The following is a 21174-nucleotide window of genomic DNA, read 5'->3' on the forward strand; positions in this document are numbered from 1 at the left end:
CTTTAAAGTAAAGGTATCGAATGGATCTTTTCCGGGCGATGACGGTTTTTGCTGAAGTGGCCAGATCCGGATCGATGAGTGCTGCCTCAAGAAAGCTGCTCATTACTCCGGCGATGGTGGGTCAGTATATAGCGGCACTGGAGGATCGGTTGGGAATGCGATTGCTGAACCGGACAACGCGGAAGCAAAAGCTGACCGATTTTGGCCTCAGTTATCTGGAGCAGTGCCATGACATTCTGGAAAGGGTGGCGGCCTCCGAAACGCAGGCTGAAGGATTGCAGCACTCCTTTGCCGGGAAACTGAGGCTAACCGCTCCCATATCTTTTGGTACCGAATGTCTCATACCCGCGCTGCAGCGTTACAGGAAAATGGCACTGGATGTTGAGATTGACATTACTCTGACCGATCGGGTTATCGATTTGGTTGATGAAGGGATCGACATTGCTTTCAGAATTGGGGAGCTGAATGACAGCAGTATGATTGGCAGACCATTGATGCCATACCGGATGGCAGTCTGTGCATCACCGGAATATCTGCAAGCATATGGCACACCGGCACATCCTTCTGAGCTTTTCGAGCATCAGTTGCTTTCTCTCTCGACGTCGTCCCGTTCGCCATGGAGGCTGAGCAGAGGTGAGGAAAAAATTGAAATCCCGGTAAACAGTAAACTGACGATTAACAATGGACAGGCGCTGAGGGTAGCGGCCCGGTCAGGTCTTGGGATTGTTATGCAGCCAGAAATACTTCTGTCGGAGGACATGATTTCAGGGAGACTGGTACGCCTGTTTCAGGAATGGCATATAAGAGAAAGACAGGTATGGCTGTTATATCTCAGGGATAAAAGAATGACACCCAAGATTCGCGCCTTTATTAATTTCTCACTTGAGGCGTTTTCTGCCGGTAAAGTTGAGGCAAATCCACATAATCAGCCCCTGACGCCATAAGCAGTCTGACCGTAGCCAGAAAAGCAAAAACCGCCTTTTGAGCGGGTTCTTTGAAGAAGTGGTGCCCGGACCCGGACTAACGCCGTCAGGCGTTGAACAGCGCGCTTGTCGCGCTGGCCCCGAAGGGGTGAGCCGCTTGCGGCGAATAATCGAACGGAGTTCGATGGAGAGTCCGGAAGCAGAAAAGCAAAAACCCAGCCATAGGCTGGGTTCTTTAAATAGTGGTGCCCGGACCCGGACTAACGCCGTCAGGCGTTGAACAGCGCGCTTGTCGCGCTGGCCCCGAAGGGGTGAGCCGCTTGCGGCGAATAATCGAACGGAGTTCGATGGAGAGTCCGGAAGCAGAAAAGCAAAAACCCAGCCATAGGCTGGGTTCTTTAAATAGTGGTGCCCGGACTCGGAATCGAACCAAGGACACGGGGATTTTCAATCCCCTGCTCTACCGACTGAGCTATCCGGGCAACGGGGCGCATTAAACCTGATTCCCCACGCTCCGTCAACGAAATTTCTTTAATTCGTAGCGGACTGCACAATCTATCACCACTTTGTTGATACTACACGCTAACTCAGGCAAAAAATGCCGTCCACAGCGCGGATACGGGCATCGCAATCACCAGCGCAGGCAGCATATTCGCCACCGCAAACATCTTGATGCCGCAAATACGTAGCCCGGTCGCCAGCAGTAAAACACCGCCCACGGCGGTGAAATCGCCCATCATCGCAGGTGTGGTCAGCGGCAGGATCAGCGTTGCGCAGGTGGCGAGCGTCAGTTGAATAATCAGCATCGGCACGGAAATCACCGCGACGGCAAAACCCAGTGAAGTGGCGAAGATCACCGCCGTAAAGAAGTCGAGAAACGCTTTGGCGATCAAAATGCTCGGATCGCCGGTCATCCCTTCACGCATGGCGCCAAAAATCCCGGTGCCGCTGGCGCAGAACAGAATGATGATCGCCACCAGGCTCTGAATAAAAGATTCATGCGCGCTGTTGGCTTCACCGTCTTTGCGTTTTTGCACCAGATTGCGCAGCGCGTTGACACCGCCGCTGATCCCGCGTTCCACGTAGCAAAGCTCGCCAATAAGCGTACCCACCAGCGTCGCCAGCACCATCACCGGCAGGTTCACGCACTTGATGACCAGCAGGATGCCGATACCTAACGAGGCGAGTCCAAAAATCGACGGCATTGAATTACGCACCCGCTCCGGCAGCCGGTGGCTGAGCAAGGCGCCAATTGTTCCACCGATCAATACGGCGGCGGCATTGATAAAAGGACCTGTTAACACGCCATCACTCCTGTGTTTCATATAACTGAATAATATGCCGCGCAGAATAGCATTTTTATGCGCGGTTGAGGCTGCGTTGGTTGCGCCAGTGGGGGAAAGGTGCCATGATTGCGCGAATTTTCTTCTACCTCAACGGGGCCGCCTGATGACGCACCATTCAGCCGTTAGCCAGAGAGATTGCGCGCCTGCGCAAACGGGCGCCCGTCTCATTTTATCGCCTACTTCACTCACCATGCGGTGAGGGTAACGCACGCTCACTGTAGGACAACAGTAAGATCAGAGACGTTCTGCTTTTACTGATGTCTGGCGGTTGGAGCTGGTTCCAGTCAGACACGTTCGTTGGGCGAAGCTGCAGCTTCGTCCGGGGTCTTTTACTCCCCTGAAACGGGTATTCGTGCTTATGAAATCGATGAAAATTGCCGTCAGCTGCGAGCTGGTATCCCTGCTTTCCACCCACCGAGAAGTGGTGACGCTGGAGAGTACCGACTTTACGGATGTGGCGGCAGTCGTCATAACAGTTGCGGAGAGTCGTAGCGGCATTCTGGCGCTGCTCAAACGGACAGGCTTTAACGTGCCGGTATTCTTGTTTTCCGGTGAGCCGGTCGATATGCCGGAAGGCATTACGGCGGTTATCTCTGGTAAAGATCAGGAGTGGCTGGAGCTGGAAGCTGCCGCCGTCGATTATGAAAACAATTTACTGCCGCCGTTTTTCGATACGCTGCGCCAGTATGTCGAGATGGACAACAGCACCTTTGCCTGTCCGGGTCATCAGCACGGTGAATTTTTCAAAAAGCATCCGGCAGGACGCCAGTTCTATGAATTCTTCGGCGAGAACGTCTTTCGCGCCGACATGTGTAACGCCGACGTCAAACTGGGCGATCTGTTGATCCATGAAGGATCGGCGAAGCATGCGCAGAAATTCGCGGCGAAAGTGTTTAACGCTGACAAAACCTATTTCGTCCTCAACGGTACATCCGCCGCTAATAAGGTGGTGACCAACGCGCTGCTGACTCGCGGCGATCTGGTGCTGTTCGACCGCAATAACCATAAATCCAATCATCACGGCGCGCTGATCCAGGCCGGAGCAACGCCGGTTTACCTGGAAGCGGCACGTAACCCGTTTGGTTTTATCGGCGGCATCGACGAGCACTGTTTCGATGAGAAATACCTGCGCGATCTGATCCGCGATGTCGCACCGCATAAGGCTGATCATCCACGTCCGTTTCGCCTGGCAGTGATCCAGCTAGGGACTTACGATGGCACTATCTACAACGCCCGTCAGGTGATCGACAAGATTGGCAGCCTGTGTGATTACATTCTGTTTGACTCGGCGTGGGTTGGTTACGAGCAGTTTATCCCGATGATGGCGGACTGCTCGCCGCTGCTGCTGGATCTGAACGAAAACGATCCGGGTATTTTTGTCACGCAGTCGGTGCACAAACAGCAGGCCGGTTTCTCGCAAACCTCGCAGATCCACAAGAAGGATAACCATCTGCGCGGTCAGGCGCGATTCTGCCCGCATAAGCGGTTGAATAACGCCTTTATGCTGCATGCCTCGACCAGCCCGTTCTATCCACTGTTCGCCGCGCTGGATGTGAACGCCAAAATCCATCAGGGCGAGAGCGGGCGCCGCCTGTGGGCCGAGTGTGTGGCGCTGGGGATCGAAGCGCGCAAGGCGATCATTGCCAACTGCAAAATGATCAAACCTTTCGTGCCGCCAGAGATCGCTGGCCGCCCGTGGCAGGATCATCCCACCGAGGTGATTGCCCGCGAACGCCGCTTCTTCAGCTTTGAGCCGGGTGACAAATGGCACGGCTTTGAGGGCTATGCGCGCGAACAGTACTTTGTCGATCCCTGCAAGCTGCTGCTGACCACGCCCGGTATCGATGCGGAAACCGGGGAATACGCCGATTTTGGGATCCCGGCGACCATTCTGGCGCACTTCCTGCGCGAGAACGGCATTGTACCGGAGAAGTGCGATCTCAACTCGATCCTGTTCCTGCTGACGCCAGCCGAGAGCGCAGAGAAGATGGCGCAGTTGGTGGCGATGCTCGGTCAGTTTGAACAGCATATTGAGGATGACACGCCGCTCGCCGATGTGTTGCCGACTATATTTAACAAATACCCGGTGCGCTACCGCGATTACACCCTGCGTGAGCTGTGCCAGGAGATGCACGATCTGTATGTCAGCTTTGATGTGAAGGATCTGCAAAAAGCGATGTTCCGCAAAGAGAGCCTGCCAGCGGTGGTGATGAATCCTCAGGACGCCAACAGCGAGTTTATTCGCGGTAACGTTGAACTGGTGCGTATCAGTGAGGCAGAAGGGCGCATCGCCGCTGAAGGCGCGCTGCCTTACCCGCCGGGCGTGCTGTGCGTGGTGCCGGGTGAAGTGTGGGGCGGGGCCGTCCAGCGCTACTTCCTGGCGCTGGAAGAAGGCGTCAATCTGCTACCGGGCTTTTCTCCGGAGTTGCAGGGCGTCTATTCCGAAACCGATGCCGACGGGATCAAACGCCTGTACGGCTATGTGCTGAAGTAACCTCGCTCCTTTGTCCGATAAGGGACAGCATTACGCGGCCACCCGGCGATACATACGGCGCGGGTGGCCGATTTTTCCGTACTGCATCTCGACCACCAGAAAACCAGCCTCCACGCAGTGTTCGAGGTAGCGACGGGTAGTGGTTTTACTTAATCCTGTCTCACTGACCACCTCATCAACGGAAAAACAGCGTTCGGCATCGTCGGCAAACAGCTTTTGTACCAGCGCCAGCGTGTTCTCCTCAATGCCCTTACTGCCATTGTCTTGGCGGTAGTTTTTGGCCTGCAATTGATAGAGTGAATCGACGTTTTGCTGATCGACGATTTTCCACACCCGTTGCTGGTCGGCAAACTGTACAAAGCGCTCCAGCGACTGGCTCAACCGCTTCCACGACACCGGTTTGAGGATATAGTCGAACGCGCCATTGCGGATCGCCTGGCTACAGGTATCCATGTCGCTGGCGGCGGTAATAAAAATCACTGAGCAGTTGGCGCGGATAATTTGCGTATCGCTAATCAGCGTAATGCCTTTGCCATCCGGCAGATAGTTATCCAGCAGAACCAGCTGCGGTTGCATGCTGTCCAGCATGACTTTTGCTTCTGCCAGCGACGAGGCGATTCCCACCAGCCGCAAGCGCGGATGTTTGCCGATAAGCTCCGCATGAAGCTGCGCAAGGGCGTGTTCATCTTCCACTATCAGCACGTCTATCAGTTCATGTTGCATAATTCTGATCTTCCAGGGTCGGTACGGGACGCAGTACGTTGCCCGTTTCAGGAATAAACAAAGAGAAAATGGTACCGCGCGGTTCGTTGGCCGAGACCTCAATCGACCCGCCGACATGCGCGACATAGTTGGCGATCAGGTACAGCCCGATACCATGATCGCCACGGCGTTTGGTGGTTATCCCGCGCTCAAAAATGTGCTCGCGGATTTCTGGCGCGATCCCCACGCCGCGATCCGCCACCTCAATAATCAACTCGTGTTCATGCTGCAGGATCAGCACCTCGACCGGCTCGTGCGGCAACTCTGCGCGCTGTGTCGCTTCAATGGCGTTATCCAGCAGATTGCCAATGATCGAAATCAGCTCTGCCTCGCCCAGCGTGCGGCAGGGGCGATCCATCCGGCACGACGGATCAAACGCCAGTTCGACACCTTTTTCGCGGGCGCGTGCCGCTTTACCCAACAACAGGCCGCACAATGTCGGCGAACTAAAGTGCGATGAGATAAAGTCCAGCAGTTCCTGCGCATGCTCTGACTGCGCCTGAATATAGCGAATGGCGTCGTCGTAACGCTCCATGTGCAGCAACCCCGACAGCGTGGCCATGCGATTGAGTTGCTCATGGCGCATAATGCGCAGGTTATCGACATAGCGTTTTACCTGGCTTAGTTGCGCGCTGAGGCTGTCGATCTCATTGCGGTCGCGGAAGGTGATCACCCAGCCCTGTAACTTATTCTCCAGCATAATGCGCACCCGGCTGGCAATGACTGTCAACTGGTTGAACCGGCAAATCTCATCGTGCGTGTCATTCTCCAGCATCACCTCGCGGGCGAAAAAGGGCACTGGTGCAATGACTTCGGCGATGGTTTGTCCGCGTAGCGCGCGCGTCGGCTGGCTTAAACCCAACAGTTTACGCGCCGCCTGGTTAATCACCTCAATACGCAGTTCGCTATCAATGGCGATTACCCCTTCGTAGATCGACTCCATCATCGCTTTCTGCTGGCGCACCAGCAGGCCAATTTCGCGCGGCTCCAGTGAGAAGATCTGCTTTTTGATGCTGCGGGTAAAAAACCAGGAAAAAACAAACAGTGCGACCAGTAACAGCACTGCGGCGATAAAAATGTTGATCACTTTACCCAGTGTGATCGTGTCGAGATAGCTGGTCAGGTAGCCGACGGAAACAATCCCCACCACATGCCCGGTATCATCAAATATTGGCGCTTTGCTGCGTAGTGAAATCCCCAGCCCTCCTTTGCGAATGGTCGTTGTACTTTTTCCCTGTAGTACCTCGGCATTGTCACCGCCAATCAACGTTTTTCCGACGACATCAGAATGCACTGAGTGAAATAGATGCAGCCCTTTGTCATCGCCGATAACAATAAAGCTTGCATCGCTGTGCGCTACTACTTTATGCATAAATTGCGCGATGGCTCGAATATCTTTATCAGCAACCGACCGGCGTAAATTCGGAATGATCGCTATTTCTTCCGCCTGTATTTTGGCTCTTGCGCTCATCTCCTGGTATAGCTGGCGACCAACATCCTTGTAATAATAAACGCCTAATAAAACGAAGAGGCCGGAGAAAAAAAGCACCAGTGAAATAAAAAGTTTGATTTGGAAAGAGACTTTCATGACATCACGCACGGCAGCCAACAATGCGCCAATGTAGCATCTTTTCTAACATGCGTGCGGAGTTTACTGGAAACTTGTGATCCCTTGCACAGCGTGGTCTGGTGCTTAAAAACGGCCTGTTAAATATTCTTTTTTGGAAATGTTATTAAGTTGTATTTCTATATAAAAAAACCATAAAAACCACAGCAATAAATAAGCGATGAATCACACAAAATAAAAGAAACCATAAAAACCATAGGTGCCATTAAAACAACGATTTTATTATGCATTCCCTCACATAAAGTGCGTTTTTAGCCCTTTACTCTGTACGCACAAAATAACCAAGGGGCTTAATTATGAGCACAACTGACGATTCATTCTCTGTTACCTCTGAATCGCTTGAGATTCAAAAGAAACCACTGAAAGAGAAATGGTGGCACATTATGGATACCTGGAAAATTGGGATTATTCCGCTGCCATTATTCCTGTTAGCCGGAGCATTAATTGCCGTCGACTGCCTGGGCGGTAAGTTACCGAGCGATATCGTGGTGATGGTGGCCACGCTGGCATTCTTCGGTTTTGCCTGCGGTGAGTTCGGCAAACGTCTGCCGATCGTCGGCAAACTGGGCGCGGCGGCCATTTGCGCCACCTTTATTCCGTCGGCGATGGTTTACTACGGCTTGCTGCCGGATGTGGTCGTGGAATCCACCACCAAGTTCTACAAATCCACCAACATTCTTTATCTCTATATCTGCTGCATCATTGTCGGCAGCATCATGAGCATGAACCGCACCACGTTGATCCAGGGCTTCCTGCGTATTTTCTTCCCGATGCTGTGCGGCGAAATCGTCGGCATGCTGGTGGGGATGGGTGTGGGCCTGGCGCTCGGTATGGAGCCGTTCCAGATCTTCTTCTTTATCATTCTGCCGATTATGGCGGGTGGTGTCGGTGAAGGGGCGATCCCGCTCTCCATCGGTTACGCGACGCTGCTGCATATGGATCAGGGCGTTGCGCTCGGTCGCGTATTGCCGATGGTTATGCTCGGCGGCCTGACTGCCATCATCATCTCTGGCTGTCTGAATCAATTGGGGAAACGCTTCCCGCACCTGACCGGCGAAGGGCAGTTAATGCCGAATCGCAGCAACGGTGATGAACAGGCTCCGGCTGCACCGGCTTTCTCTGGTAAAACCGATGTCACCACTATCGCGGCTGGCGCGCTGCTGGCTGTGCTGCTGTACATGATCGGCATGCTCGGCCACAAGTTGATTGGCCTGCCTGCGCCGGTCGGTATGTTGTTTGTTGCCGTTCTGATCAAGCTGGCGCACGGTGTTTCTCCGCGTCTGCTGGAAGGCTCTCAGGTGGTATACAAATTCTTCCAGACCTCCGTTACCTATCCCATCCTCTTCGCCGTCGGTGTAGCTATCACGCCATGGGAAGAGCTGGTTCACGCGTTCACCATCGACAACCTGCTGGTGATAGTGAGTACCGTTTCCGCACTGGTTGCCACCGGCTTTTTCGTGGGCAAAAAGATCGGCATGCATCCGATTGATGTGGCCATCGTTTCCTGCTGCCAGAGTGGCCAGGGCGGTACAGGGGATGTTGCCATCCTGACGGCGGGTAACCGCATGAGCCTGATGCCGTTCGCGCAGATCGCTACCCGTATCGGCGGCGCGATCAACGTCTCGGTATCGCTGTTGGTGCTCGGCAATTTCCTCGTTTGATTCAAGTGTTACAGGAACTGATATGAAACTCGCAAGCTTTGTCCATCAGGGGGTCCGGAGTTACGGCATCGTCAAGGCTGATGGCGTGATCAATCTGGGGCAGCGTCTGGGCGATCGTTACGGTGATTTGAAATCACTGCTCGCTGCCAACGCGCTGAATGAAGCGCAACAACTGAACGGTGAAACGCCGGATATCCGCTTCGACGACCTGCAATTTCTGCCGGTCATCGATAACCCGGCCAAAATTCTCTGCGTTGGCATGAACTACGCCGAAAAGCGCAAAGAGTTTGATCAGCACAACCCGGCGCCGACGCTGTTTGTTCGCTTTGCGGATTCGCAAACCGGCCATAACGCGCCGGTACTGAAGCCGCGCCACTCCAGTGAATTCGACTACGAAGGCGAGCTGGCCGTGATCATCGGCAAAGGTGGGGAGGATATCTCCCGTGAGGCGGCGTTAAGCCACGTTGCCGGTTACAGCTGCTACATGGATGGTTCGGCGCGCGACTGGCAGCACACCTGGTTTACCGCCGGGAAAAACTGGCGGCAGACCGGCGCGTTTGGCCCGTGGATGACGACGGCGGATGAGATCCCTGATCCGCATCAGTTAGCGATCCGTACCTGGCTGAATGGCCGCATGGTGCAGGACGATAACACCGCCAGCATGATCCATAAGGTTGCCGAGCTTATCGAGTACATCAGTACCTTCACCAGCCTGACGCCGGGCGATGTCATCATCACCGGCTCGCCGGGTGGCGTCGGCAAAAAACGCAACCCGCCGCTGTTTATGAAAGCGGGCGATCGCATCGAAGTGGAGATCGAGAATATCGGTCACCTCAGTAATGTGATTATTGATGCGCCAGCGCCAGCCCATTCGCTGACGGCGGCACACTAAGGACGAAGGCAACACCATGCAGGCACGACCCTCCATCGACTTCCGCGTGGCGGAAGTCAACGGCAATACTCAACGGCTGGCCTCAGTCCGCACGTTGCTCGCAGACAGCGGATTAGGCATGGACAGTGACATCACCACCTTCGTTGAAGCCTGGTCGGGAAACCGGCTGGTGGGTTGTGCGGGCCTGGCCGCCAACGTCATCAAGTGTGTTGCAGTGGATGAACAGCTACGCGGCGAGAATCTCAGTGCGCACCTGCTGGCGGAGGTATCCCATCTGGCGCTGGCGCGGGGACATTTTCATCTGTTCCTCTGCACGCGCCCCTGCAACCTGGAACGTTTTCGCCACAGCGGCTTCTGGCCGGTGGCGCAAAGCGGCAACAACGCGGTGCTGATGGAGAATACCCCGTCGGGGATTCAGCGTTACTGCCGCACGTTGCAGGTCGATCGCATGCCGGGCAAACGCACCGGCGCGATTGTGATGAATGCCAATCCCTTTACGCTGGGGCACCGCCACCTGGTGGAGCAGGCCGCACAGGCCTGCGACTGGCTGCACCTGTTCGTGGTACGCGAAGACGCCTCGTTCTTCCCCTTTGCCGCGCGGCTGAAGATGGTGAAAGCGGGCGTGGCGCATCTGCCGAACGTCATCGTTCACGAAGGCTCCCAGTACATTATTTCCCGCGCCACTTTCCCGGCTTATTTCCTGAAAGAGTCCGGCAAAGTGCAGCAGGCGTGGAGCGAAATAGACCTGTTGATTTTCCGTAACCACATCGCGCCGGCGCTGGGCATCACTCACCGCTTTATCGGCAGCGAACCTTTTTGCGACATCACCCGCCAGTACAACCAGACCATGCATCAGCTGCTGGCCGGGGCGGTGGAGGTGGTGGAGATCCCGCGCATTAAAGCGACCGGTAATGCCATCTCCGCGTCTGAAGTGCGCCGTTTACTGCAAACACACCAGTTTTCCCGTATTCGGGAAATTGTACCGGATACCACTTTCGCGCATCTCGAATCCCACTACAGCGCGGAAGCCGTTTAAAAATCAGGAATCAAAATATGAAAATTGTGAGGGAGGCGCTGGCCGGAACCATGGAGTCCAGCGACCTGATGGTGAAAATAGCCCCCGCCGAAGGCGAGCTGGAAGTCGTTGTTCACAGCGAGGTTATCAAGCAGTTTGGCGATCAGATCCGCAAGGTGGTGAACGACACGCTGCGGGCAATGGCGGTTCACCAGGGCTTGATCATCATTGAAGATAAAGGCGCGCTGGACTGCGTTATCCGCGCACGCTTACAGAGTGCGGTACTGCGCGCATCGGAAGGAACCGGGATCGACTGGGGGAAACTGCTGTGAAAAAACTCCGTCGTAGCATGCTGTTTCTGCCGGGCGCTAACGCCGCCATGCTCTCCACCGCGTTTATCTATCGTCCGGATTCGATCATGTTCGATCTGGAAGACGCCGTCGCCCTGCGTGAAAAAGACACCGCGCGCCTGCTGGTGTTTCATGCCCTGCAACACCCGATGTACCAGGATATCGAAACCGTGGTGCGTATCAACCCGCTGAACACGCCGTTTGGCCTGCCGGATCTGGAAGCGGTCGTGCGTGCCGGTGTGGATGTGGTGCGCTTACCGAAAACGGATACCCCGGAAGATATCTACGAACTGGAGCGCCACCTCGAACGTATCGAGCTGGCCTGCGGACGTGAAGTGGGATCGACCCGCGTGATGGCGGCCATCGAATCTGCGATCGGCGTTATTAATGCCGTGGCGATTGCCCGCAGCTCTCAGCGCCTGATCGGTATTGCGCTGGCCGCTTTCGACTATGTGATGGATATGCAGACTGAACGCGGCGACGGCACCGAGCTGTTTTATGCCCGCTGCGCCGTGCTGCATGCCGCGCGCGCTGCCGGTATCGATGCTTTCGATGTGGTGTGGTCAGACGTTAACGACGAAGCCGGATTCCTGCGCGAAGTCGAGTTGATCCGCAAAATGGGCTTCAACGGCAAGTCGCTGATAAACCCGCGGCAAATCGATCTGTTGCATAACGCCTATGCGCCAACGCAGCAGGAAGTGGACCACGCGCAGCGGGTTATTGAAGCGGCGGAAGAGGGTGAACGCAACGGGCTTGGCGTCGTCTCGCTGAACGGCAAAATGATCGACGCCCCGATTATTAATCACGCGCAGATGGTGCTGGAACGTGCGGCCGCGTCCGGCGTGCGTCGGTAAGGACAGAACAATGAATCAGACAGAGCTTCTTCACGTTAATTTTCCCCATCTGCGTGAATTAAAACCCTTCGACAGCGCTCATGCCGCCACGCCGTGGCTGGCGGACGTTAACAGCAAACACACGCGCAAACTCTGCGCCACGCTGGAAGACGCCATCGCCCGCAGCGGCCTGAAAGACGGGATGACCATTTCGTTCCACCACGCCTTTCGCGAAGGCGACCGGGTGATTAACAACGTTGTCGCCACGCTGGCGCGTCTGGGGTTTAAAAATCTGACGCTGGCTTCCAGTTCGCTGATGACCTGCAACGATGCGCTCATCGAACACATTGAGAGTGGCGTGATTACCCGCATTTACACCTCCGGCATGCGCGGCAGGCTGGCGGATGCCATCTCTCATGGCCTGATGGCGGAACCGGTACAAATTCACTCCCATGGCGGGCGCGTCAGACTGTTACAGGATGGCGAACTGAAGATTGACGTCGCCTTTCTTGGCGTACCCTGCAGCGATGAGTTTGGCAACGCCAACGGCACACAGGGGAAATCCTGCTGCGGTTCGCTGGGCTACGCGATGGTGGATGCGAAGTTCGCCCGTAAAGTGGTGCTGCTGACCGAAGCGCTGGTGCCGTTCCCGAATATGCCCGCCAGCCTCGGTCAGGATCAGGTGGATCTGATTGTGCAGGTGGAGAGCGTGGGCGATCCGGCAAAAATCAGCGTCGGCGCGGCGCGCGTCACCAGCAACCCGCGAGAACTGATGATCGCGCGCTATGCGGCGGATGTGATCGAGCACTCCGGCTATTTCAAAGATGGCTTTTCCATGCAGACCGGCTCCGGAGCCGCGGCGACGGCGGCGACCCGCTTTATGGAAGAGAAAATGGAGCGCCACGGAGTGAAGGCCAGTTTCGCGCTCGGCGGTATCACTGGCGGGCTGGTGGAGCTGCATGAGAAAGGGCTGATCGGCAAACTGCTGGATACGCAGTGTTTTGACGGCGAAGCGGCGGCATCGCTGCGCCGTAATCCGAATCACGTTGAGATCTCGACTGATGTCTATGCCAATCCTGGCGGCAAAGCGGCCAGCTGCGACCAGCTGGACGTGGTGATCCTCAGCGCGCTGGAGATCGACACGGAGTTTAACGTCAATGTGATTACCGGTTCAGACGGTGTGATGCGCGGCGCATCCGGTGGTCACTGTGATGTGGCGGCCGCGGCAAACCTGACCATTGTCGTGGCGCCGTTACTGCGCAGCCGTATTCCGACGGTAGTGAAACGCGTGACCACACTGTTGACGCCAGGGGAAAGCATCGACGTGCTGGTGACGGACCACGGGATTGCGGTGAACCCGGCGCGTCCGGAAATCCGCGAACGCCTGCTGGCGGCGGGGCTGAAAATTGTTGATATCGAAGCACTGTATCAACGCGCCATCTCGCTGACCGGTGAACCTAAACCGATCGCCTTTACTGACCGTATTGTCGGGGTGATCCGCTACCGTGATGGCACCGTCATTGACGTTGTCCGTCAGGTTAAAGAGGAAAATGCATGACGACACTGACGCCCGTCCGGGCGGGCGTCAGCCTTGAAGCGCTGCTGGCGGCGAAAGACAGCCGTGCAGCGCGTCAGGCTGACTGGCTCGCTCACTATCAACAACCGGTCATTTCACTGACGCTGGTGACGCCCGGCGCGGTAAAAGATAGTATTCGCTATCGCAATACTATGGGAGTGGCGTTACAGGCCTGCGATCAACTGCTGTGGCAGAACCGCTGGCAGGTGCTGGACCGGCAGGTACTGTGGCTGCCGACCGGCGCAGAAGCCCTGTGGTGTGTTGCGCATCCGGCGGTGGAAATCAAGGCGCAGTGCGTTGAGATGGAACAGACGCATCCGCTGGGACGTCTGTGGGACTTTGATGTGCTGTGCCCGCAGGCGGGACAGGTTGGACGACATTCACTGGATCTGACTACCCGCCGTTGCCTGGTGTGCGATGAGCCGGCGCACGGCTGCGCGCGTTCGCGCCGCCACCCGGTAGATGAAGTGGTTGCCCGCGTGGAGAAACTGATTGATGGCTGGTTTGCTCGCGACTAAATCCGTGGTTATCAGCGTACCGGAGCTTGCTGCCCGGGCGCTGCGCCTCGAACTGGATCTCACGCCGAAACCGGGGCTGGTGGACCGGGCGAACAACGGCTCGCACCAGGATATGGATCATGCGCTGTTTTTACGCAGCATTGCGGCCATCACGCCATGGTTTTCCGTCTTTGAACAGGCCGGGCGTGAACATGCCCACAAGGCGGCAGGAGTCCAGTTGCGCCTGCTGCGCCCGGCGGGCATTGCGTGCGAACAGGCGATGTTTGCTGCCACCGGCGGGGTGAATACCCACAAAGGCGGGATTTTTTCGCTGGGGCTGCTCTGTTTTGCCGCCGGACGATTGCAGGGACAACGCCGGCCGCTACAGGCCGAAACGTTGTGCCGGCAGGTCAGTGAAATCTGTCGCGGGCTGGTGGCGCGTGAACTGGCGGCCCGGCCACAGGCTGTGACGGCAGGTGAGAAACAGTTTCTGGAGTATGGTCTTACTGGGGCGCGCGGCGAGGCCGAACAGGGTTTTGCCACCGTGCGCCGCGCAGTATTGCCGTTCTGGCATCAGGAGCAGGGCGAAAGGCGGCTGCAGCATGCGTTATTGCGTCTGATGGCGGCAAACCCGGACAGCAATCTGGTGTCGCGCGGCGGCATTGCCGGGCTGCGCTATGTGCAGGATTATGCGGCGACTTTACTGGCGGTCGGCTGGGATAACGATGCGTTGTCTGAAATGGACAGGGCGCTGATGTCCCGACGCTTAAGCCCCGGCGGCAGCGCCGATTTGCTGGCGGTCGCGTACGTGTTGGCGCAACTTCCATAGCGCTGCATCGGGCGGCGTTATTCATCCGGGCTTTTCCAGCACAGATAAGTCGATTGAGATAGCGGCTGCCCCATTGCCGGATGGCGCTGGATTCTCCGGTCTGTGGATTTACCCGGCCGGAACAGGCCGAGAGGTATTAAAAAGGCATAAAAAAACCCGGCGCTCAGGCCGGGTTTTTTGTCTTACGCTTTCTGGGCGACTGCCGCAGGTTCGCGCACATGTTTGTATTTAAACAGTGTCACGAAGGCAAAAGCCAGTACCAGCGAATAACCGGCAAAAATCAGCCATACGGTTTTCCAGTCGGTAACGCCTGCGGTGGTGTAGATCTCTACCACTTTACCGCTGGCCATACCGCCGAGGATACAGCCGAAGCCGTTGGTCATCATCAGCAGCATACCCTGTGCACTGGCGCGGATCGCCGGGTTTACCTCTTTCTCAACGAACACCGAACCGGAGATGTTGAAGAAGTCGAATGCGCAGCCGTAGACAATCATCGACAGCACCAGCAGCACGGTACCGAACGGTGTCGGGTCGCCATAGGCGAACAGACCAAAACGCAGAACCCAGGCGAAGATACTGATCATCATTACGTTCTTGATGCCGTAGCGGCTCATAAAGAACGGAATCGCGAGGATGAAGACAGTTTCGGAAATCTGCGAAATAGACATCATCACTGACGCATGGGTCACGATGAAGCTATTCGCAAACAGCGGGTTGGCATCGAAGCTGTGCAGGAAGGTGTTGCCGAACATGTTGGTGATCTGCAACTCTGCGCCCAGCATCATCGAGAAGATGAAGAAGATCGCCATGCGCTTGTTTTTAAACAGCGCGAAAGCGTTCAGGCCCAGCATTTCCACCCAGGTCTGTTTCTCGGTGCTTTTCGCAACCGGCATGTGCGGCAACGTCAGGGAGAACAGGCTCAGCACCAGCGACAACACAGCACCGATATAGAGCTGCATATGGCTCAGTTCGAAGCCGGAGAAGCTCACCACCCACATCGCCAGGATAAAGCCAATGGTGCCCCAGATACGGATTGGCGGGAAATCGGTAACGATATCGTGCCCGGCGGATTTCAGGCGGAAGTAAGAGATGGTGTTTACCAGGCTCAGCGTTGGCATATAGGCCAGCGAGTTGAGCAGAATAATGGCAAACATCGCGCCCGGCGTGGTAACACCTGCGGCAATAAACAGGGTGATCGCACCGACCAGGTGGCACAGAGCATAAACCCATTTCGCGCTCAGCCATTTGTCGGCAATGATACCGAGCAGCGGCGGCATCAGCAGCGAGGCAATGCCCAGCGAACTATATACCGCACCAATGGATGCACCATCAAATTTCAGCGTGACGAACATATACGAGCCAAGCGTCGTCAGCCAGCTTCCCCACAGGCAGAACTGCAGAAAGATAATGACTTTCAGCTGCAGCTTAAGATTCATGCTAATTTCCTCACAAAGGAGACGGACAGATGTTGGAATGGGCACAATTAATATTGTTATGTGTCAGGATTCTATCATCACCTGGGTGGCGAATTTGTTATGCCCGACATAAAAATGCAAACTTCCTCTGATTGCATTTACATATGGTGACGGATATCACACTTTAGCGCAACCGTTTGCATCACGCAGATGAATACCTTATGCCTCTTTCGCACAAATGCACGAAAGAGGCACAAGATCAGTTGCGACGCCAGGTCTTCTGAGCCGAATTGACTTTATAGAGGTAGCGGCGGGATTCCGCCGACGGATGGCGGGTGGTCAGTGTCTGGTAAACATCACCTGGAGTCATGGTGTTGATGATATTGGCGGCCTGCATCTTATCGCTGGAAAAGACGCGAAGTACGCTGCCCGCACCACCGTTATAGGCGGTGATCACTGCATAACGCCGGGATGTCGGGTTACTGATGCCGGAGAGATAAACATTATTCAGCATCGCCAGATATGCGGTGCCGATATCAATATTGCTCTGCGGATCGAACAGATAGCTGCGATCCGGCGTACCGGATCTGCCCTGGGCGCGGAAGACATCTTTCCCGGCGCTGTGCTGTACCACCTGCATCAGGCCCAGCGCGTCAGAGCGGCTAACCGCGTACGGGTTAAACGACGACTCCGTCTGCATAATCGCCAGAATCAGCGACTCATCGACGCCATATTTCCGCGAGGCCTGGCGTACCATACCGATATATTTATGCGCACGTTTGTCCAGATGATTCGGCACCAGATTGATCGTCACACTATAGATAACGCGTAAGCCGTTACTGCGTTTTTTCAGCCGGGTTTGCAGCAGGTAATCCGCAAAGCGCGCCGCGCGCCACTCCCAGCGGATCGCTTCACCGTTGTTATCCAGCACCTGGCCGTAAAGGAACGGTTCTTTGGAGATCGGGATATCATCGGTATCAGAATAGAGGTCGATAGATCCGGGATCGTCGCCCATCAGCAGGGTTTTGATAATCGCCTGGCGCAGATGTGCAGCCGGATCGGTGCCGGAGATCGTTTCGATGGTGATGGTACCTGCATCAAAGTTGATGTGGCTGCGAGTCTGGTACTGGTCGGTGTATTTAACGTAGTCCTTCGGCCCGGCGATCAGGACTTCGTTAAATCCCCAAAGATTCTCAATGTTGTGGGCGAACTGCCCCATCAAAATATCAAAACCGTTAGTGTCTTTAATCCAGGCTTCGTTATAGGCTTCGCCCGATTTGTTAGAGCTGGAACAAGAAATCAGTAACGGCGCGATCATCACTAGCGCTAAAAATTTTTTCATCATTCCGGATGCAATTGTGTTTGGGGAAAACGCGCCTGTGACGCCCGGGCGCTGGCAATATCTCCCTGTTTCGCGACATTGCCAGCCGTGCAGGTATTTAGCCGCTTATTTTTTCTCTTGCGGCGTATAGCCTTCGATATGCACGTCTTTACCTTCAAACAGGAAATTCACCATCTCCTGTTCCAGCAGTTTGCGGTGCTCGGTATTCATCATGTTGAGCTTTTTCTCGTTAATCAGCATGGTTTGCTTCTGCTGCCACTGCTTCCAGGCCTCTTTCGAGATCTCGTTATAAATGCGTTTACCCAGATCGCCCGGATAGAGCTGGAAGTCTTGTCCCTCTGCTTCGCGTTGCAGGAAGGTACAAAAAATGGTTCTGCTCATAAAAAATCCTCTCTACTTGCGCGCCGTGCTACTTCGCTTCGGCGCGTAATTGCTGTATCAGGCGTTCCACTGGAGCCGCCAGACCGACGGATGGCGGCTGCGCCAAGTTATACCAGAGACCCGCGCCATCATCCATGCAGGATGAGAACGAGGACACGCCAAGCCACATAGGCACAATATCCAGATGGAAATGGCTGAAGGTATGGCGGAACGCCACAAGCTGGCTGAGATTATCGGCGCTAATGTTCCTCTGCGCCAGCCAGTCGCGCAGACCCGCTTCATCGCTGAACTGCGGGAAACAGAACAGACCGCCCCACAGCCCGCTGGGCGGGCGCTGTTCGAGATAAACCTCGCCTTCATGCTGCATCAGCAGGAAATAGCCGCTGCGTTCAGGCAGCGTCTGTTTGGGTTTTTTACCGGGATATTGTGCCCACGACTGCGCCGCTTTTGCTTCGCAGCAGGTTTGCAACGGGCACAATTCGCACTTCGGTCTGGAACGTGTACAGACGATAGCACCGAGATCCATCATCGCCTGGTTAAAGCGCTCCACCCCTTTTGCCGGTGTGACTTCAGTGCTGATATCCCACAGCCGCTTTTCCACCTCTTTTTTACCCGGCCAGCCCGCAACGGCGTAGCAGCGTGCCAGCACACGTTTAACGTTACCGTCGAGGATGGGAAAATGTTTACCCAGCGACAGTGAGAGGATCGCGCCTGCAGTGGAACGGCCAACGCCAGGAAGCGCGGCCACTTCATCAAAGGTTTCCGGGAAACGACCGCCATGCAGGTTCGCCACCTGCTGTGCGGCTTTATGCAGATTGCGGGCGCGGGCGTAGTAGCCGAGCCCGGTCCACAGATGCAGCACTTCATCCAGCGGAGCGTTTGCCAGATCGGTCACCGTCGGGAAACGGGCCATAAAACGCTGGAAATAAGGAATAACGGTTGCAACCTGCGTCTGTTGCAACATCACTTCCGACAGCCATACTTTGTAAGGCGTTTTTTCAATTTGCCAGGGCAGGGTTTTTCGCCCGTATTTATCGTACCAGTCCAGAACCTGGGCTGAAAATTGAGACGCTTGCATGGTCACCAGAATCGCGTTGTCAGGGGCGAAGATTGCAGCACAGAGGCGTTGGCCTGTAAACCGGAACTTTCCGGTGCTTGCATCATGCGATTAACTTTGGATAATGCCCGTTTCCTGAACACTCTCACGAGCAGATCATTTTATGAATAACGACGTCATTTCACCGGAATTTGATGAAAACGGCCGCCCATTGCGCCGGATTCGTAGCTTTGTCCGTCGCCAGGGCCGCCTGACCAAAGGGCAGCAGCACGCGCTGGAAAATTACTGGCCGGTGATGGGCGTTGAGTTCAGCGAACAGCCGCTGGATCTCGTCGCGCTGTTTGGTCGCACGGCGCCGGTGACGCTGGAAATTGGTTTCGGCATGGGCGCTTCGCTGGTGGAGATGGCGAAAATGCGTCCGGAGCAGAACTTCCTTGGTATTGAAGTGCACTCGCCGGGCGTCGGCGCTTGCCTCTCTTCTGCGCATGAAGAGGGCGTTGAGAACCTACGCGTGATGTGCCATGACGCGGTCGAAGTGCTGCATAAAATGATTCCTGACAATTCTTTAAATATGGTGCAGCTGTTTTTCCCTGACCCGTGGCATAAAGCGCGTCATAATAAACGCCGCATCGTTCAGGTACCGTTTGCTGAACTGGTGAAAAGCAAGCTCAAGCTGGGCGGCGTGTTCCATATGGCGACTGACTGGGAAGCCTATGCGCAACATATGCTTGAAGTGATGTCCTCTATCGACGGTTATAAAAACTTGTCGGCGACGAATGACTTTGTGCCGCGTCCGGATTCGCGTCCAGTGACTAAATTTGAACAGCGTGGCCACCGTCTTGGTCACGGCGTATGGGACTTAATGTTCGAGAGGGTGAAATAATGGCAACAAACCGCAGTCGTCGCTTGCGTAAAAAAATGCATATCGACGAGTTCCAGGAACTGGGTTTTTCCGTTGCATGGCGTTTTCCGGAAGGTACCAGCGAAGAGCAGATCGATAAAACCGTTGATGACTTTATTCAGGAAGTGATCGAGCCGAATAAGCTGGCGTTTGACGGCAGTGGTTATCTGGCCTGGGACGGTCTGATTTGTTTGCAGGAAATCGGTAAATGTACCGAAGAACATCAGGCCATTGTGCGTAAGTGGCTGGAAGACCGCAAACTGAGCGAGGTACGCATCAGCGAACTTTTCGACGTTTGGTGGGACTAATAAAGCATAAGGGGCCAGCATTAGCTGGCCCGTTTTGTCTCTACAGGAGTTTTTTATGATGCGCAAAACGCTGTTGGCGGCGGCTCTTACGGTTACCGCATTTGCGGCTCAGGCTGATTATCAATGTGGCGTGACGCCGCGTGACGATGTGATCATCAGCCCGCAAACCGTGCAGGTGAAAGGTGAGAACGGTAACCTGGTGATCACCCCGGACGGCAATGTCATGTTTAACGGCAAGCAACCTTCGCTAACCGCTGCGCAGCGCGAACAGGCGAAGGATTACCAGGCCGAATTGCGCAGTGCTCTGCCATGGATTGACGATGGCGCGCGCAGTCGCGTGGAGAAAAGCCGTGCAGCGCTGGATACGATCATTGTCAAACAGGTGGGAGAGAATAGCAGCATGCGCAACCGTCTGACCAGGCTGGATGCGCAACTGAAAGAGCAGATGAACCGCATTATTGAACATCGCAACGATGGCCTGACATTCCACTACAAAGCGATTGATGAAGTGCGCGCCAATGGTCAGCAACTGGTGAACCAGACAATGGGCGGCATTCTGCAGGACAGCATCAACGAAATGGGTGCTAAAGCCGTGCTGAAGAGCGGCGGTAATCCGCTACAGAGCGTGCTGGGGAGCCTCGGCGGTTTACAGACGGCTATTCAGGATGAGTGGAAAAACCAGGAAGCGGATTTCCAGCAGTTTGGCAAAGACGTGTGTAAGCGCGTCGTCTCGCTGGAAGAAAACCGCAAAGCGTTGACCGCCGGATTGAAGTGATCCGCTCTTATAGTTTTTTATTTTCGGAATAGTCAAATAAAGCCCGGCTATATTAGTCGGGCTTATTATTTTACCCGCTGTATTATATCTCTGGAATCCTTTCAAGCCGCCTTATGATATTAATTAAGGTAGGTTGACAGGAGCTTGTATTAATGTGACTGAAATATAGAGAATTAATTTACTTTAAGAA

General features: G+C 55.1%; 20 protein-coding genes and 1 tRNA gene. 13 read left to right on the forward strand and 8 right to left on the reverse strand.

What is annotated here, in order from left to right:
* Positions 1-20 precede the first annotated feature (20 nt).
* Positions 21-944, forward strand: coding sequence for a LysR family transcriptional regulator (locus tag Y71_RS03925; RefSeq protein ID WP_007370178.1), 924 nt, complete (start codon positions 21-23; stop codon positions 942-944).
* A gap of 385 nt (positions 945-1329) precedes the next feature.
* Here the strand turns inward: Y71_RS03925 and Y71_RS03935 are convergent.
* Positions 1330-1405, reverse strand: a tRNA-Phe gene (locus Y71_RS03935).
* A 105-nt stretch (positions 1406-1510) separates the two neighbouring features.
* Positions 1511-2227: a DUF554 domain-containing protein gene (locus tag Y71_RS03940; protein ID WP_007370179.1), complete on the reverse strand. Its 717-nt coding sequence runs from the start codon at positions 2225-2227 to the stop codon at positions 1511-1513.
* Between the two features lie 400 nt (positions 2228-2627).
* Between Y71_RS03940 and Y71_RS03945 the strand changes: the two genes are divergently transcribed.
* A complete protein-coding gene (locus Y71_RS03945) occupies positions 2628-4763 on the forward strand; it encodes an ornithine decarboxylase (protein ID WP_007370180.1) in 2136 nt (711 codons plus the stop codon).
* A gap of 30 nt (positions 4764-4793) precedes the next feature.
* Here the strand turns inward: Y71_RS03945 and Y71_RS03950 are convergent, their stop codons facing one another.
* A complete protein-coding gene (locus Y71_RS03950) occupies positions 4794-5486 on the reverse strand; it encodes a response regulator (RefSeq protein WP_007370181.1) in 693 nt (230 codons plus the stop codon).
* Entirely contained in the window at positions 5476-7113 is a 1638-nt protein-coding gene (locus Y71_RS03955; RefSeq protein WP_007370182.1) for an ATP-binding protein, read from the reverse strand. Before Y71_RS03955 ends, Y71_RS03950 begins: the two co-directional genes overlap by 11 nt.
* A 335-nt stretch (positions 7114-7448) precedes the next feature.
* Here Y71_RS03955 and Y71_RS03960 point away from each other — a divergent pair, with 335 nt between their 5' ends.
* Genes Y71_RS03960 through citG form a run of 8 tightly spaced genes read left to right on the forward strand, consistent with a single transcriptional unit; the run spans position 7449 to position 14805 of the window.
* Entirely contained in the window at positions 7449-8813 is a 1365-nt protein-coding gene (locus Y71_RS03960) for a 2-hydroxycarboxylate transporter family protein (RefSeq protein ID WP_035889290.1), read from the forward strand.
* Positions 8814-8835: 22 nt separating this feature from the next.
* The gene (locus Y71_RS03965) at positions 8836-9705 is read left to right on the forward strand and encodes a fumarylacetoacetate hydrolase family protein (protein ID WP_007370184.1); all 870 of its coding nucleotides are present in this window, start codon (positions 8836-8838) and stop codon (positions 9703-9705) included.
* 16 nt (positions 9706-9721) lie between these two features.
* Entirely contained in the window at positions 9722-10741 is a 1020-nt protein-coding gene (gene citC, locus Y71_RS03970) for a [citrate (pro-3S)-lyase] ligase (RefSeq protein WP_007370185.1), read from the forward strand.
* Between the two features lie 17 nt (positions 10742-10758).
* A complete protein-coding gene (gene citD, locus Y71_RS03975) occupies positions 10759-11052 on the forward strand; it encodes a citrate lyase acyl carrier protein (protein WP_007370186.1) in 294 nt (97 codons plus the stop codon).
* Entirely contained in the window at positions 11049-11924 is an 876-nt protein-coding gene (citE, locus tag Y71_RS03980; RefSeq protein WP_007370187.1) for a citrate (pro-3S)-lyase subunit beta, read from the forward strand. The genes citD and citE overlap by 4 nt, the downstream gene beginning before the upstream one ends.
* Before the next feature lie 10 nt (positions 11925-11934).
* On the forward strand, positions 11935-13461 hold the full coding sequence (gene citF / locus Y71_RS03985) for a citrate lyase subunit alpha (RefSeq protein ID WP_007370188.1): 1527 nt from the start codon (positions 11935-11937) through the stop codon (positions 13459-13461).
* Complete coding sequence (gene citX, locus Y71_RS03990) at positions 13458-13997, forward strand: citrate lyase holo-[acyl-carrier protein] synthase (protein WP_007370189.1); 540 nt, start codon at positions 13458-13460, stop codon at positions 13995-13997. Before citF ends, citX begins: the two co-directional genes overlap by 4 nt.
* On the forward strand, positions 13975-14805 hold the full coding sequence (gene citG, locus Y71_RS03995) for a triphosphoribosyl-dephospho-CoA synthase CitG (RefSeq protein WP_007370190.1): 831 nt from the start codon (positions 13975-13977) through the stop codon (positions 14803-14805). Before citX ends, citG begins: the two co-directional genes overlap by 23 nt.
* Positions 14806-14987: 182 nt before the next feature.
* Here citG and Y71_RS04000 read toward each other — a convergent pair whose 3' ends face one another.
* The 4 genes from Y71_RS04000 to mutY all read right to left on the reverse strand — a co-directional run bounded on the left by Y71_RS04000 (position 14988) and on the right by mutY (position 19021).
* Complete coding sequence (locus tag Y71_RS04000; RefSeq protein WP_007370191.1) at positions 14988-16241, reverse strand: nucleoside permease; 1254 nt, start codon at positions 16239-16241, stop codon at positions 14988-14990.
* Positions 16242-16479: 238 nt separating this feature from the next.
* Complete coding sequence (gene mltC / locus Y71_RS04005) at positions 16480-17562, reverse strand: membrane-bound lytic murein transglycosylase MltC (protein WP_007370192.1); 1083 nt, start codon at positions 17560-17562, stop codon at positions 16480-16482.
* A gap of 105 nt (positions 17563-17667) precedes the next feature.
* Entirely contained in the window at positions 17668-17943 is a 276-nt protein-coding gene (locus tag Y71_RS04010) for an oxidative damage protection protein (RefSeq protein WP_007370193.1), read from the reverse strand.
* Between the two features lie 28 nt (positions 17944-17971).
* Positions 17972-19021, reverse strand: coding sequence for an A/G-specific adenine glycosylase (gene mutY, locus Y71_RS04015; RefSeq protein WP_007370194.1), 1050 nt, complete (start codon positions 19019-19021; stop codon positions 17972-17974).
* Positions 19022-19163: 142 nt separating this feature from the next.
* Between mutY and trmB the strand changes: the two genes are divergently transcribed.
* The 3 genes from trmB to Y71_RS04030 are packed head-to-tail and all read left to right on the forward strand — an operon-like array spanning position 19164 to position 20984.
* Positions 19164-19883 carry a tRNA (guanosine(46)-N7)-methyltransferase TrmB gene (trmB, locus tag Y71_RS04020; protein ID WP_007370196.1) on the forward strand — a complete coding sequence of 240 codons (720 nt, stop codon included), beginning with the start codon at positions 19164-19166 and terminating at the stop codon, positions 19881-19883.
* Positions 19883-20209, forward strand: a complete 327-nt coding sequence (locus Y71_RS04025) for a YggL family protein (protein ID WP_007370197.1) — start codon at positions 19883-19885, stop codon at positions 20207-20209. Before trmB ends, Y71_RS04025 begins: the two co-directional genes overlap by 1 nt.
* A gap of 55 nt (positions 20210-20264) precedes the next feature.
* Complete coding sequence (locus tag Y71_RS04030) at positions 20265-20984, forward strand: YggN family protein (RefSeq protein WP_007370198.1); 720 nt, start codon at positions 20265-20267, stop codon at positions 20982-20984.
* The last annotated feature ends 190 nt before the right edge of the window (positions 20985-21174 follow it).

This window comes from Kosakonia radicincitans DSM 16656, assembly GCF_000280495.2.
GTDB lineage: Bacteria > Pseudomonadota > Gammaproteobacteria > Enterobacterales > Enterobacteriaceae > Kosakonia > Kosakonia radicincitans.

What these genes read in the sequence shown, in the direction of transcription:
- Y71_RS03925 (WP_007370178.1), top strand. Translation starts at nt 21, where the DNA reads ATGGATCTTTTCCGGGCGATGACGGTTTTTGCTGAAGTGGCCAGATCC.
- Y71_RS03945 (WP_007370180.1), top strand. Translation starts at nt 2,628, where the DNA reads ATGAAATCGATGAAAATTGCCGTCAGCTGCGAGCTGGTATCCCTGCTT.
- Y71_RS03950 (WP_007370181.1), bottom strand. Translation starts at nt 5,486, where the DNA reads ATGCAACATGAACTGATAGACGTGCTGATAGTGGAAGATGAACACGCC.
- Y71_RS03955 (WP_007370182.1), bottom strand. Translation starts at nt 7,113, where the DNA reads ATGAAAGTCTCTTTCCAAATCAAACTTTTTATTTCACTGGTGCTTTTT.
- Y71_RS03960 (WP_035889290.1), top strand. Translation starts at nt 7,449, where the DNA reads ATGAGCACAACTGACGATTCATTCTCTGTTACCTCTGAATCGCTTGAG.
- Y71_RS03965 (WP_007370184.1), top strand. Translation starts at nt 8,836, where the DNA reads ATGAAACTCGCAAGCTTTGTCCATCAGGGGGTCCGGAGTTACGGCATC.
- citC (WP_007370185.1), top strand. Translation starts at nt 9,722, where the DNA reads ATGCAGGCACGACCCTCCATCGACTTCCGCGTGGCGGAAGTCAACGGC.
- citD (WP_007370186.1), top strand. Translation starts at nt 10,759, where the DNA reads ATGAAAATTGTGAGGGAGGCGCTGGCCGGAACCATGGAGTCCAGCGAC.
- citF (WP_007370188.1), top strand. Translation starts at nt 11,935, where the DNA reads ATGAATCAGACAGAGCTTCTTCACGTTAATTTTCCCCATCTGCGTGAA.
- citX (WP_007370189.1), top strand. Translation starts at nt 13,458, where the DNA reads ATGACGACACTGACGCCCGTCCGGGCGGGCGTCAGCCTTGAAGCGCTG.
- citG (WP_007370190.1), top strand. Translation starts at nt 13,975, where the DNA reads ATGGCTGGTTTGCTCGCGACTAAATCCGTGGTTATCAGCGTACCGGAG.
- Y71_RS04000 (WP_007370191.1), bottom strand. Translation starts at nt 16,241, where the DNA reads ATGAATCTTAAGCTGCAGCTGAAAGTCATTATCTTTCTGCAGTTCTGC.
- mltC (WP_007370192.1), bottom strand. Translation starts at nt 17,562, where the DNA reads ATGAAAAAATTTTTAGCGCTAGTGATGATCGCGCCGTTACTGATTTCT.
- Y71_RS04010 (WP_007370193.1), bottom strand. Translation starts at nt 17,943, where the DNA reads ATGAGCAGAACCATTTTTTGTACCTTCCTGCAACGCGAAGCAGAGGGA.
- mutY (WP_007370194.1), bottom strand. Translation starts at nt 19,021, where the DNA reads ATGCAAGCGTCTCAATTTTCAGCCCAGGTTCTGGACTGGTACGATAAA.
- trmB (WP_007370196.1), top strand. Translation starts at nt 19,164, where the DNA reads ATGAATAACGACGTCATTTCACCGGAATTTGATGAAAACGGCCGCCCA.
- Y71_RS04025 (WP_007370197.1), top strand. Translation starts at nt 19,883, where the DNA reads ATGGCAACAAACCGCAGTCGTCGCTTGCGTAAAAAAATGCATATCGAC.
- Y71_RS04030 (WP_007370198.1), top strand. Translation starts at nt 20,265, where the DNA reads ATGATGCGCAAAACGCTGTTGGCGGCGGCTCTTACGGTTACCGCATTT.